Here is an 11,128-nt window from a genome sequence, read left to right as displayed (position 1 = left end):
GCAGCCGGAAAGCCGAAAAGGAGCCGCACCGTGAGTTGACCAGACCCACCCAATGATAAACATCAACCCCTGAACCTGGGTCACTTCTCAACGAAAACGCCGGGTCAACTCTCAGCGGAAATCAACACTCGACCGCACCGTGCCGACCGACGATCTGCTCGGGCTGCTGTCTGCGGGTGGTCGGCCGGACGCTCAACGCTTCCTGCTCCGCATGCTCGGCTCGGGTGCGTCCGGCGGCACCTCCGGCAACCTTGCCGACCGTGCGCGTCGTCCAGTCCGTTAGGACGGTGAGGACGGCGGTCGCGAACGCGACGAGGCAAACGTAGCCTATGAAGGCAACAGCTATCGCTGCCGGGGGTGGGGAGCCTTTGGAAGCCGTATCGCTGAAAAAGCTGATGTACATGCCGCCTCCGACTGCGGCGGCTTGGGCGGCGTAGATCAGGAAGCGCCACGGGCTGCGCTGTGCCTGTATCGTCGGCGGGATCGGGCGGAGCTTATGGTGGGGGAGCAGCGTGCCAGCGCGGTAGGCTCGCCACTCGCGGAACCAGGCACGAGCCATCCACCCGAGCGTGCCGAGGCCCAGCACAAGGCACAGGGCGACAACCCATAGCGGCATGTCGGCGGTGGTCGGAACCTGCGCAGGCTGCATCATGGTAAAATGGCTAGCCTGAGCGCGAGTGTCGAGGTGCGTTCGGGTCCTCTTCGCAACGCTCGTGCAACGCGGCGAAGAAGAGTTAGTGCTTCAGCTCTCTATGCGATGAAGGGCGCAGAGTTTGTTGCCGTCCGGGTCGCGCAAATATGCGAGGTACATCTTTCCAGCGGAACCCGTGCGCTCACCCGGCGGATCTTCGACCGAGGTGCCGCCGTTCGCGACGCCGGCCTCATGCCAAGCCTTGGCCTCCTCTGCGCTTTCCATGGTGAAGCCGATGGTGCCACCGTTCGCTCCGGACGCAGCCTTCCCGTCAACAGGCTTTGTGATGAGGAGGCGACCACCTCGGTGGTCGTAAATCAGCCGGCCATTCGCATCCGTGATGCTGGAAGGCCCACCCGTCGCGGCGAACAGGGCGTCGTAGAACGCCTTCGTCCGGGCCATGTCGTTGCTGCCGATCGTAATGTGGCTGAACACTGAGCCTTCTCCGTTCCTGTGAGCGGCTTCGGCTACCGCGTCCGACCCCGAACGTACAGGCTGTCCGTCCCCGCTCGTGAGGGCGCTCTGGAGGGCTGAACTCGAAGACCTATCGCCGGCTCCGACTGTCGGGAACCGAAATACCCATTCCCCGACTGTAGATTTGCCGACAGGTTTTCCCGACAGGTTTGACTTGGCTAGGGGCGGAAAATCGGATCGCCTGTCAGAATGGTGGGAAAACGGTCGTTTCTCCGACATTGATCCGATCGAAGGCAATGCCGGAACGGGGGTTGGCCGCCCTGGTCGTCATCTCTTGCGAGCTTTGACCGTCTTGTCGGTCTCGTAGACGGCCAGGGCCGCAGCCGAGAAGCGCAGCAGCTTCCCGCCGAACATGTGCCCCGCCAAGCGCCATCGCTGTCGCGGAACAGTGCGCAAGAAGCTGGGGGACGCCCTAATAAGACGCCTTGGCTCACGTTCTCATCCTTCAAGCATGCGCGCACCTCAAGGCAGGATCGCGCGACCCTCTGTGAGTGGCATCTTGATTTGGAACTGAGGTTGGTAGATTTCACGCCGGTAGCGTACTCACAGGACAACCTAAGTGATCAAAGAAAACCAAGAGCAGAACTTCGATACGCTAGCGCTGGCCAGCGAAATCGTTGCGGCCTACGTTGCGAACAACTCCATTCCGGTCTCTGAGCTTTCGAAGCTGATCGGAAGCGTGCATGCAGCCCTGTCGGGCCTCTACAACGGCTCCGTGGCTGCGGGTGGGGACGCTGTCGCTGAGAATGTCGAGCAGCCGACCGCAGCGCAAATCCGCAAGTCGATCACGCCGGATGCGCTCACCAGCTTCGTTGACGGCAAGCGCTACAAGACCTTGAAGCGTCACCTCAGCAAACATGGTCTCGACCCGCACGCCTACCGGGCCAAGTTCGGCCTCCCGGCGGATTACCCGATGGTGTCTCCGAATTATTCCGAGGCCCGCTCCGCCCTCGCGAAGAACATTGGCCTCGGCCGGCCTGGTCGCGCGGCCGCCTAAGGATCTCCAGAAGCCCGCCGCGATCCTGCGGCGGGTCGGGTGCCTCAATCAGCACGCGAGGTTAAGCAACCCGTCCATTTCGCAGCGTCGCGATCTTGGCCCGAAGATCGCCGTGCCGATGTTGTCGAGGGGACCATGCCTCGTTACAGCGCGCCATGGACAAGCTCGAAGCCCTGCTAGACCGCCTCAAGGCCCGTCAGCGCGACCTCATTATGGAAGCCGCACAGTACGATACGATGCCGGCCGATAGCACCCTGAAGCGGATCGCGGAGCTGGAGAACGCGATCGCGGCGGTGGAGGCGGTGGCGGACGAGGAGCGGGGCCGCCGGCAACGGTAGAGCCGATGGGTTGATCGGCCATCGTTCGGCAACCTGGATGCAGATCGCGATTTCACACGAGCATTGCCCACCTACTTGGCGAGTTGCAGGTAGGCCGGGTTGAACTCGGCGGCCCGCACGAGTCCGTCCCAGGACGTGATGCTGAACGCCTTCGAACGAAACGTAACAAGCCCCTGAGCCCGCAACTCTTGCAGCACGCGGTTGGTGTGCACGCTGGAGAGACCGAGCGCATCGCCAAGTTCAATCTGGGTGATCGGCAGGTTGCAACGCTGCTCGGGTGCAAGCCCTATGGCTTCGAGCTTGCAGTAGAGTTCGCAGAGCAGATGCGCCATGCGCCCGAACGCGTCGCGCTGCCCCATGCCGGTGATCCACTGCCGGAAGATGGCGGCATCGATCAGGGTCTCACGCCACAGGATGCCTGCGAGACCGGGGAAACGCTTCGTGACCTCGAACAGGCACTCGTGCGGGATGAAGGCGATCGTGGCCTGCGTCAGGGCCGCAAGGCCGTGATCCATCGTGTCGATATGCAGGCTGTGTAGATCCGGCACGTCGCCCGGCACGTGGAACGACAGGATCTGCCGCCGGCCTCCGCCGAGGAGCTTGTAGCGGAAGGCCCAGCCCTCCACGATCAGACAAGAATGCTCGGGCTTGTCGCCCTCACGCACGATGTCCTGCCGAGGTCGAAGCGTCTGCACCTTCGCGGGTAGGTTCTCGACGGCTTGCCGCTCGGCGTCCGAGAGCTGTCCGATGCGTTCCAACCGGCGGACGAGCAGGCCGAGTGCGGCTTGGCTGGATACGGATACCATGACGGCCTCGCCACTTGATCAGGGGCGGAAGCGCAAAACTCTCCCAGCCGGCAACGCCGGGAAGGGTGCTGCCGATGGGGCCAGCCTAAACACACATATGTTGAAATCACTAATAAGCTGGTATCAGGCGGCACGCTAAATTAGCGACAGTCGGCCGAATTCAACGCTCATAAGCGCGGCGTACTGACCTATGTGATGGCGGCCACATAAATTTTTGTCTAGAACATTGTCATCGTGGCATTTGCCCTGGCTGTCCGCGCTTGAGAGACACGTGCGCTCCCGCCCTCGATGCGTGGAGATTCTATGCCTCGTTACTTTTTCGACATCCATGACGGCTTCAACCGGCGCGACGACGTGGGCACCGAATGCGCCGACCTGCAAGCCGCTGCGCTTGAGGCCAAGCGCCTACTGCCGGCGATAGCCGCTGACGAAATCCCGAAGGATGGCGAGCGCCAGATCATCACCGTTCTGGTGACGGACGAGGAAGGCCACGCGGTCTACTCCGCCGCTCTCGCCTTTGTCGGCACTTGGCTGCTTCGGTAAGCCCTTACCCGTGTCGGCATTCTCGTAGGCAATCACGTCTGCGGGCGAGATGCGGAGAAATCTCCTGCAGATCTTGCGCGCTGCCAGTTGGCCCCGCCGGATCATGACGCGGATGTGGTTGGCGCTGCAGCAGACCGCTTGCTTGGACCGTCACGCCAACATGCCGGCGAAGGAAGGCGTCCCCCGCACCAGCAGAAAACTCTGCGTGATCCATGAATTCTACGGGGTTGCTTTAGGAGCAATTTAAGACGCACTCACTTAAGTGAGTGTCCTGATTTTTGGACAGCACCCTATTGATGCCTGCGATAAGCGTCACTCCTCAGGTAAATCCCCCTGAGAAACGGGCAGGTGGCGACCGGCGCACGACTATGCGGCTAGCTCACATCGCATTGCCCGACGGTGAGAGCATCCACTGCGTGGTTCGAGATCTGTCACCAACAGGCGCAAAGCTCGCCGTTGCCCGGCGCCATGTTCTGCCCGAACGCTTTGACCTCACTATCTCTGGTCTGGAGTTGCCTTTCCCGATGCAGCGTGCGTGGCAGCGGGGCGACTTCGCTGGCGTTAGGCTGGTCTGTGGGTCCGTTGACCCAAGTTCGGCGCCGAAAGACGCCGCTGACGATGCCTTGCCTGCAACTGACTGAGTCGAGGCCCCGCGGCGGGTAGGCGTAGGGGTCAGTCATGATGCTTGCCGCCTCGCACGGATCATCCAGGCGTCGCGGTCTGCGCGCGCCACGGTCAACTCCCGCTGCACCTCCTCAAGCCGGGCATGCATCTCGCCGGCATCGACGGCGGTCTCGATAAGCAGGTCCTGCGCCTCGGCGAGCGCCGCGCGCAGATCCGCGTTCTCGGTCGCGAGCGCCAGGATCACCGCTGCCGTCTCGTCGCTCATCTCGACCTCATCGTCACCGCGTCCGGCATGCCGAACACCCACCTGCGGCTACCGCATGGCTCGCACCGGTCTCGCCGCCCGCGTCGCTGTTCGGAAGCCGCTGGTGTGAGAGCGACCCTGCCGTTCCGGCAGCTTCTTCGACGGTGCCGCTGGTTCTGTTTTCCCCGAACTTAACACCCCCTTATCCGTGGGGTGCATCGGTTTGCACCCACCCCCCTGGGCCGAGAGGCGGCGTCCGCGTCGCATCCATGCCTGCCACTCTCGGCTGATGATGCGCAGCAGGTTCGGTTCGTTCTTCCGTCCCTGATGCCGGCGCTCCTGGATCGTCAGCAGGCCGTCGCCCTCGGCGAGACGGATCGCGGCCTGGGCCAGCCGTCGGCAAACGCCAGCGCGCGCTGCGATCGCGTCGATGCAGAGCCCGCAAACACCTTTCGTGGTCACCTCGTCGGCAACGATGCGCAGTACCGCGAGCTGGCCTGTCGTGAACCTGCTGGCGAGGGCTGGCGGCATCGGGCCAGAGCAGGCCAGGAGACGGCGGCGGTCTCGCGAGGCTGATCGATCAGCCGAGACGGTTGCCCGCCGAGGTGGGAACAGGCTCGCACGGCCGGCGGGGATGCCAACGGGCCGGATGCCCTCTCGGATCGCGCTGCGGCGCCCGTGGAGGCGTTCGGCGAGCGCCTGGGCCTCCGTGTCGCCCAAGGCGCCGGACCCATGCCCCTGCCACACCTGGCGCGATAACTCGTCCATCTGCGCAAGCGTCCGCGCGCCGTCGATCGCGGCCGCCATAGTCGCATGAAACATCACTCACAGCCCTGCTTGGGCCGCGTCAAAGCAGGGGGCACAGCGATAGCTGTCCCCAGCAAAAGGCAAAGCGCCATCGTCTCGGGAAACGATCCCGATTGACTCCCGGCGGGAGCTATGATGTCTGGGGAACAGTTCAGGGGTCCCCGGACCTCATCGATTTCGACGGCCTCATTCCTGCCAGGGAGTGGGGCCGTTGGCGTTTTGAGCTTAGGTCTTTCTCGCGGCCTTGATCCCTTGTCTCTGCCGGCTCACGACTCGCCAAAAGGCGAGCATAGGCCAGACATGGCATGTCGGCCGGGCGGCACGGTTAAGTCAACGCTTAGGGCTTATGGAGAGCGGGTCGCATCCTGGAGCCTCCACAGTGCCAAGCCCGAAGAAGCCAAACCCGAAGAAGCCAAGCGGGAAAAAGGCAGGCACCGACGACCCTGGCCCGAAAGACGTGAAGCAGATCCACGCCCAGATCGACCGGGCGGGTTGGGAGGCTCTACGGGCTCTCGCTGCCAAGCAGAGCACGAGCATCGAGGCCATGATCGTTGAGGCGCTGAACCACCACCTCAAGCGCCATAAGCAACCGGGTGTGATCGAACGAAGGCTTGGCAAGGCGGCCGACCACCCGGCGGTGACACCCAAAAACGCCCTGACGGACCCCATCTCAGGGCAGGTGTCGCTACCACTGGCCGCTCCCGGATAAGTGGTGGATGAGGGGACGCGAGACGCCGTAACGGGGCGGCAAGCAGCATCCTTCAATGTCGGCCTGGTCGCCCAACAGGGGGGCGCTAGGGCGGTGGGCAATGCCTCGGGGCTGGCAGGAACTGGGTCGCCTCGTCGCCACCCATGAAGAATGGATCGATGGTCCATTCGAAAAAAACGTCGAGACGCGACGCGCGAGGGGTGTCCGGGAGAAGCAGGAAAAGCATTTCGGTGGCCCGATGCTCCCAAAGCCGCTGCAGTTTCTCATCCATTGCGAGAGCGTGGACCCAATCCCGAACCTTAACGGGCATCTATGCCCGGATGATCTTGCCGACATCGTCCGCCACGGACGCCGGCCGCTAACCGTGAAGGATCGGCGCATCGAAAATGCGCCTACGGTTCTGAGGATCAACCGAGTTCGGTATCGGTGCCGCCGCTGCAACATGACGTTCTTAGAGTATCTTCCCGACATTCACGAAGGACATCGTATCACGAAACGGTTCCACAGAGACCTTGCTGTGGGGTCGCTCAAGCGTCCGTTCGCTGAAGTCGCAAGCCTAAACTCCATTAAGCCCGACCTGGTGGAAACGATATTCCACGAATATCGCGCGGCGATGATGGATAATTATCAGGCTGACCTCCCCAGAGTTATAGCGGTCGATGAAACGAAGTTGCTCGGCGAGGTGCGGTTTGTATGCTCTGACCTTAAGGGACGGAGGATCATCGACATCACGAACGATACGCGCCCGGATATTGAGGCTTGTTTCGCCAAGCACAGCTATCATGGGAGCGTGCAGGTGTGGGTGCAGGACATGAGCGCAAAATTCCGCTCAATCGCTCACGACATCTTTCCCCAAGCGGATGTTGTGGTGGATCGGTTCCACGTCATCCAGCACATCACCAAGGCGGTCGATAAGGTGCGCAGTGCATTCACGCACCGCCTGCCGCGGGACCTTCAAGCGGCATTGAACCAGGACATGAAAGTCCTCGTCACCAATCAATCCTCTCTCAGCCAGAAGCGCCTTCGCCTCCTCGAAGAAATTAAGGACCACAGTCCGCAAATCAGGCGCGCACACCGCCTGAAAGAAGAATTTCAAACCATCTACGCATATAATTCCCAGAAGGAAGCTAAGTACGCACTTAGAGATTGGGCTGATAAGCTCAACGACAAAGCTTTTCAGTCCGTAGATACTCATTTCCTAAAAATACGTGGCACCACTTGGAACGACTGGCAAACGGAAATCCTAAATTATTGGAAGCACCCGTACACCAATGCGTTTTCGGAGCGCATGAACCGCTGCCTGAAGGAGATAAATCGATACGCCAACGGTCTAACGTTTGAGACGTTGCGGGATAAAGCCATCCTTAAGTACGGCCATTTCCACAAGATGAAGGAGATCGCAGACTTCAATCTCATGGGGCTGACCGAAGGGGAGGTCGTCGCCGAAACCGAGTTCCGCGTCTGGAAAGGGTTCAGCGCGGACAGCCTCGCTCGAAGCCTCAGGGCCGGTATGTTTGAGGGCCATCCACCAGAAAACCGGGAGCGCCCAGTGGTTCTCCCGGACGGGCAATACCAGGGCGCCCGTGATGCCGAGTGGGATGACATCGAACGTGCTTGGGAGACTGGTCCGCAGTTCGAGGTCATCACCTCTGAGATGGCAGCCGAGTACGCAACGCCAATCCGACGCAACGGCATACGCAACGCATTCTCGGATTGGCGCCTGCGCCCGCCCGACCCCAGGCAGGACATGGAGATCCAGCCAAAGGGCATCCACCCGAACTCCCACGCTATGCGCCACTATCTGCGCCGCGGGCGGGGCCACGGCCGGGGACGAGGGATCATGCTCGATAGCCCGCGAGATCCTGACTACGAGAGCGTCATCATCGCGCCGCGCCAACAGCGGGCGGACATGCTCGGGCAGCTTTTCGATATCTAACCGCCTGGCGGTCATCCTTCTGACCCCGGGGCCGGACGCGCCTGTCACCGTCGTATGAGCGCTTCGCAGTTGTCGCCCGGCGTTCCCTGCCTCATTCACTCGCCGATGATCCGGTCCGACCTCGTCCTACGCCTCGCTGCCCAGAACCTGCATCTCTACGAGAAGGACTGCCAGGCGGTGGTCGATGCCATCCTGGGTCGGATCTCGGACGCGCTGGTCGCAGGCGATCGGGTTGAGATCCGCGGGTTCGGATCGTTCTCGGTAAAAGAGCGGCAGGCGCGACCTGGGCGCAATCCAAAGACCGGAGCAAAGGTCTCGGTCCCAGCCAAGGGCGCGCTTGTCTTCAAGCCCGGCAAGGAGATGCGGGAGCGGGTGAACCCTGAAGCACGGTAGAGGGCTAGCGATGTGGGCGAGGATTGGCCGAGCGGCCCTTTGGCCTGTCTCGGTTCTTTTGGTGGCGATCGGAGGCGGCCTGCTTCATGCGGCCTTCAGTGGCTACCCCGAGCCGGTTACGACGACGTTCGGGATTGCGTTCGCTCTGACGGGCGCCGCGATCTACTGGCACGTTCTGCGGGTGCCGTGAGTACCTTTGGACTAGTCCTGCCGCTGCGCATTGAGGTCGCCGAGGAGTCGGTGTCCGTCGTTGATGCTGCCGGCGTCAGGGCATTCTACGTCTACACCTGCGCCGAACCCGAGCGGCGGAGAAACACGAACCGCCTATCCCCCGAGGATGGCGTCGCGGTTGCGCAGATCGCTGCGCGGGCGCTGACGGATCGGATGGAAGGCGGCTGAACCCCAAGGGAGGCAGAGGTTCTTTCTCAACTTGAGAAAGAACCTAGCGGCGGCCGATCTGACCCAGAAAAGCGAAAGCCCCGCCACAAGGACGGGGCTCTCTGACACTACGGTGGTTTGCGATCACCGTCCGCAGCGGCCCGACGAGCGGGACTTAATTGCCGGGGCTACCGGCGACAGGAGGTATATGGATCTGGACCCCATCGGGGGTCAAGTGAGACCAAGCCCTACCCGGACACATTCTTTGACGCGCTCGAATGTGACAGCATCCAGCACCCGCACATCGTAGACGCGCTGTCCCCCGTCCCATCTGTCGAACAGAAGCCGCAACCGGTGGAAGGCGACGGTGAGGACGATATCGCCTTTCAACCACATGGTCGGCGTGTCGTAGGGCGCCGGCAGGGGCGGGTCCAAGGTGATCTCCATGTGGTGCGCGAGCATCTTCCTCGGCTCCGATGTGCTCAGGGGAACGACCGTGCACATGAACGACCGTCCGCGGATCGGTGGCGAAAGGATAACGGCTGGACGCCGCTTGCCCATCTCAGGCGGCCTGAACCCCTCGGATAGATCGACGCGGACGATGGTGCCCGGCTGCGGGTGTGCAACGACCGTCACGCGCCAGGTGCCTTCCGCTCCCGGAACCGGATGCCGGCCCCTCCCCCGTTCTCGGCGATGAATTCGAGGCCGGCGCGCTCGAAGGCTTCGACCAAAGCGCGGTTGTTCATGGTGGTTAGACGCGCGGTTTCCTCGCGCCGCTCAAAGGCTCCGACTGTCGATTTCGACACGCCGGATGCCTCGGCTAGGTCTGCCTGTTCCCAGCCGAGGAAGGATCGGCCGGCACGGCAAAGCCGGGGGGAGAGATGGGCGGACAAGGGCGCTCCAAAGTTTTTCAGCCTCAAGGTTATATCTGAGGCACAAGCTTGTTGACAAGGTGCATTCCCAGGTTCTATCTTGTGTCTCAGATGCAAGGTTGTTCTCAGGAAGTTGCCCCGATGCGTTACGCCAACCTCATCCCCCACACGCACATCGCCCGCGCCCCTGACGCCCGCCTGACCGCCGACGCCCGCCGCGCCTTCACTCGCGCGAAGGCCGCCGTGAACGTCTGCACCGAGAGCGCCAAGCACTTCTCCCGCACCGTTACCCCGCTCACCCGCCGTGACGGCACGTTCGACCGCTCCGCCATCATGCGCGCTGCCACCCGCGCCGCTCAGGCCCGCATGGAAGTGACCGGCGACGCCTGGGGCGTGTGCATGTCATACGCCCTCAAGGGCGCCTGGGCCGCCGCCAAGTCTTCCCGCCTCGTCCGCGCGCACTGAGGGGGCCGCCATGCTCGCCATCCCCCACGCCACTGTCGCGCCCGCCATGTCGGCCGACCCCGTGTTCGCGGCCATCGAGGCGCACCGCGAAGCGCTCCACGTCTACGAGGCCGAGGTCTACTATCAGGCCAAGAAGCGGAAGGGCCGCTGGATCGCCCGCGAGGAGATGCGCGAGGCGGCCGAGGTCTACGAGGCGGCTACATCCACGCTCGTCGCGACTTCGATTGGCACCCTTGCCGGCCTGCGGGTGTTCACGGCCTACGTTGCCGACCTCAGGGCCTACGGCCGCGACGGCGTTGCAGGCATCGTCGGCCGCTACGCCATCGAGGTCTGGGATCTCTCTGACGCGATGACGGCGGTTGCCGAAGCGATGGCCCGGCTGCTGCCGGCCGACGCCGCGCCCTCGACGCACTGAGGGCCGGACCGATGGCCCCCAACCTCATCCGCTCCCCCGCCGTCCGCCTGCTGCACGCCCGGCAGGATCACGCGATCTGCCTGCGCCTCGCGGCCTCCTACCGGCTCCGCATCGCGGCCGGCGAGGCCGACCAGCGCGAGGCTCATGCCTGGGCGCTCGGTCTGGCCCACCGCTGGCGCCTCGTGGCTGCCGAACTGAGCGAGGCCCGCTGATGCGGATCACGCGCCAATCCATGATCTCGGGCGAGACCAACACGCTCGACCTGCCCGTCACCTGCGAACAGCTTGCGGCCTGGATGGGCGGCGAGCCCATTCAGCGGGTCTTCCGACACCTGCCGCCCTGGGACCGCGAGTTCATCAAGACCGGGATCACCCGCGCGGAATGGGATGCGACGTTCCCGCCCGAGGGCGAGGCGTAGCCATGGCCCCCATCGAGC

17 protein-coding genes are annotated in these 11,128 nt (G+C 63.1%); 11 read left to right on the top strand and 6 right to left on the bottom strand.

The window, feature by feature from the left end:
• Nucleotides 1-121: 121 nt before the first annotated feature.
• Nucleotides 122-652, bottom strand: coding sequence for a hypothetical protein (locus FV234_RS23810; RefSeq protein WP_147832064.1), 531 nt, complete (start codon nt 650-652; stop codon nt 122-124).
• 90 nt (nt 653-742) lie between these two features.
• Complete coding sequence (locus FV234_RS23805) at nt 743-1,126, bottom strand: VOC family protein (protein WP_147832062.1); 384 nt, start codon at nt 1,124-1,126, stop codon at nt 743-745.
• 598 nt (nt 1,127-1,724) lie between these two features.
• Here FV234_RS23805 and FV234_RS23800 point away from each other — a divergent pair.
• On the top strand, nt 1,725-2,162 hold the full coding sequence (locus FV234_RS23800) for a MucR family transcriptional regulator (protein ID WP_147832060.1): 438 nt from the start codon (nt 1,725-1,727) through the stop codon (nt 2,160-2,162).
• A 155-nt stretch (nt 2,163-2,317) separates the two neighbouring features.
• The gene (locus FV234_RS23795; RefSeq protein ID WP_147830630.1) at nt 2,318-2,500 is read left to right on the top strand and encodes a hypothetical protein; all 183 of its coding nucleotides are present in this window, start codon (nt 2,318-2,320) and stop codon (nt 2,498-2,500) included.
• 71 nt (nt 2,501-2,571) lie between these two features.
• On the opposite strand, the gene FV234_RS23790 is transcribed toward FV234_RS23795, so the two are convergent.
• Nucleotides 2,572-3,306 carry a Crp/Fnr family transcriptional regulator gene (locus FV234_RS23790; protein WP_147832058.1) on the bottom strand — a complete coding sequence of 245 codons (735 nt, stop codon included), beginning with the start codon at nt 3,304-3,306 and terminating at the stop codon, nt 2,572-2,574.
• Between the two features lie 303 nt (nt 3,307-3,609).
• On the opposite strand from FV234_RS23790, the gene FV234_RS23785 reads away from it, so the two are divergent.
• Nucleotides 3,610-3,849 carry a hypothetical protein gene (locus FV234_RS23785; protein ID WP_147832056.1) on the top strand — a complete coding sequence of 80 codons (240 nt, stop codon included), beginning with the start codon at nt 3,610-3,612 and terminating at the stop codon, nt 3,847-3,849.
• 676 nt (nt 3,850-4,525) lie between these two features.
• Here the strand turns inward: FV234_RS23785 and FV234_RS23780 are convergent.
• A complete protein-coding gene (locus FV234_RS23780; protein WP_147832054.1) occupies nt 4,526-4,738 on the bottom strand; it encodes a hypothetical protein in 213 nt (70 codons plus the stop codon).
• 306 nt (nt 4,739-5,044) lie between these two features.
• Between FV234_RS23780 and FV234_RS26370 the strand changes: the two genes are divergently transcribed.
• The 4 genes from FV234_RS26370 to FV234_RS23760 all read left to right on the top strand — a co-directional run bounded on the left by FV234_RS26370 (nt 5,045) and on the right by FV234_RS23760 (nt 8,562).
• Nucleotides 5,045-5,293 (top strand): hypothetical protein, encoded by a 249-nt coding sequence (locus tag FV234_RS26370; RefSeq protein WP_187273794.1) that lies wholly within the window; start codon nt 5,045-5,047, stop codon nt 5,291-5,293.
• A gap of 610 nt (nt 5,294-5,903) precedes the next feature.
• Nucleotides 5,904-6,233 (top strand): hypothetical protein, encoded by a 330-nt coding sequence (locus tag FV234_RS23770; protein ID WP_147832052.1) that lies wholly within the window; start codon nt 5,904-5,906, stop codon nt 6,231-6,233.
• Between the two features lie 100 nt (nt 6,234-6,333).
• Nucleotides 6,334-8,169, top strand: coding sequence for an ISL3 family transposase (locus tag FV234_RS23765; RefSeq protein WP_187273793.1), 1,836 nt, complete (start codon nt 6,334-6,336; stop codon nt 8,167-8,169).
• A gap of 105 nt (nt 8,170-8,274) precedes the next feature.
• Nucleotides 8,275-8,562: an integration host factor subunit beta gene (locus tag FV234_RS23760; RefSeq protein ID WP_147832066.1), complete on the top strand. Its 288-nt coding sequence runs from the start codon at nt 8,275-8,277 to the stop codon at nt 8,560-8,562.
• Between the two features lie 609 nt (nt 8,563-9,171).
• On the opposite strand, the gene FV234_RS23755 is transcribed toward FV234_RS23760, so the two are convergent.
• On the bottom strand, nt 9,172-9,576 hold the full coding sequence (locus FV234_RS23755) for a type II toxin-antitoxin system PemK/MazF family toxin (protein ID WP_187273792.1): 405 nt from the start codon (nt 9,574-9,576) through the stop codon (nt 9,172-9,174).
• Nucleotides 9,573-9,833 carry a helix-turn-helix domain-containing protein gene (locus FV234_RS23750; protein ID WP_147832046.1) on the bottom strand — a complete coding sequence of 87 codons (261 nt, stop codon included), beginning with the start codon at nt 9,831-9,833 and terminating at the stop codon, nt 9,573-9,575. Before FV234_RS23750 ends, FV234_RS23755 begins: the two co-directional genes overlap by 4 nt.
• A gap of 120 nt (nt 9,834-9,953) precedes the next feature.
• On the opposite strand from FV234_RS23750, the gene FV234_RS23745 reads away from it, so the two are divergent.
• From FV234_RS23745 to FV234_RS23730, 4 genes are read left to right on the top strand one after another with little or no spacing between them, the layout of a single operon-like run.
• Nucleotides 9,954-10,277, top strand: a complete 324-nt coding sequence (locus FV234_RS23745) for a hypothetical protein (RefSeq protein ID WP_147832044.1) — start codon at nt 9,954-9,956, stop codon at nt 10,275-10,277.
• A 10-nt stretch (nt 10,278-10,287) separates the two neighbouring features.
• The gene (locus FV234_RS23740) at nt 10,288-10,692 is read left to right on the top strand and encodes a hypothetical protein (RefSeq protein ID WP_147832042.1); all 405 of its coding nucleotides are present in this window, start codon (nt 10,288-10,290) and stop codon (nt 10,690-10,692) included.
• Between the two features lie 11 nt (nt 10,693-10,703).
• Complete coding sequence (locus FV234_RS23735) at nt 10,704-10,904, top strand: hypothetical protein (RefSeq protein ID WP_147832040.1); 201 nt, start codon at nt 10,704-10,706, stop codon at nt 10,902-10,904.
• Nucleotides 10,904-11,110: a hypothetical protein gene (locus tag FV234_RS23730; RefSeq protein WP_147832038.1), complete on the top strand. Its 207-nt coding sequence runs from the start codon at nt 10,904-10,906 to the stop codon at nt 11,108-11,110. The genes FV234_RS23735 and FV234_RS23730 overlap by 1 nt, the downstream gene beginning before the upstream one ends.
• Nucleotides 11,111-11,128 lie beyond the last annotated feature (18 nt).

Origin of the sequence: Methylobacterium sp. WL8 (assembly GCF_008040045.1) — a bacterium.
Taxonomy (GTDB): Bacteria; Pseudomonadota; Alphaproteobacteria; order Rhizobiales; family Beijerinckiaceae; genus Methylobacterium; species Methylobacterium cerastii.
This window is presented reverse-complemented; position numbering and strand designations above follow the sequence as displayed.

Bases quoted from the DNA above. Each gene is read 5' to 3' on its own strand.
- FV234_RS23810 (WP_147832064.1), bottom strand. From the start codon at position 652: ATGATGCAGCCTGCGCAGGTTCCGACCACCGCCGACATGCCGCTATGG.
- FV234_RS23795 (WP_147830630.1), top strand. From the start codon at position 2,318: ATGGACAAGCTCGAAGCCCTGCTAGACCGCCTCAAGGCCCGTCAGCGC.
- FV234_RS23790 (WP_147832058.1), bottom strand. From the start codon at position 3,306: ATGGTATCCGTATCCAGCCAAGCCGCACTCGGCCTGCTCGTCCGCCGG.
- FV234_RS23785 (WP_147832056.1), top strand. From the start codon at position 3,610: ATGCCTCGTTACTTTTTCGACATCCATGACGGCTTCAACCGGCGCGAC.
- FV234_RS23780 (WP_147832054.1), bottom strand. From the start codon at position 4,738: ATGAGCGACGAGACGGCAGCGGTGATCCTGGCGCTCGCGACCGAGAAC.
- FV234_RS26370 (WP_187273794.1), top strand. From the start codon at position 5,045: ATGCCGGCGCTCCTGGATCGTCAGCAGGCCGTCGCCCTCGGCGAGACG.
- FV234_RS23765 (WP_187273793.1), top strand. From the start codon at position 6,334: ATGCCTCGGGGCTGGCAGGAACTGGGTCGCCTCGTCGCCACCCATGAA.
- FV234_RS23760 (WP_147832066.1), top strand. From the start codon at position 8,275: ATGATCCGGTCCGACCTCGTCCTACGCCTCGCTGCCCAGAACCTGCAT.
- FV234_RS23745 (WP_147832044.1), top strand. From the start codon at position 9,954: ATGCGTTACGCCAACCTCATCCCCCACACGCACATCGCCCGCGCCCCT.
- FV234_RS23740 (WP_147832042.1), top strand. From the start codon at position 10,288: ATGCTCGCCATCCCCCACGCCACTGTCGCGCCCGCCATGTCGGCCGAC.
- FV234_RS23735 (WP_147832040.1), top strand. From the start codon at position 10,704: ATGGCCCCCAACCTCATCCGCTCCCCCGCCGTCCGCCTGCTGCACGCC.
- FV234_RS23730 (WP_147832038.1), top strand. From the start codon at position 10,904: ATGCGGATCACGCGCCAATCCATGATCTCGGGCGAGACCAACACGCTC.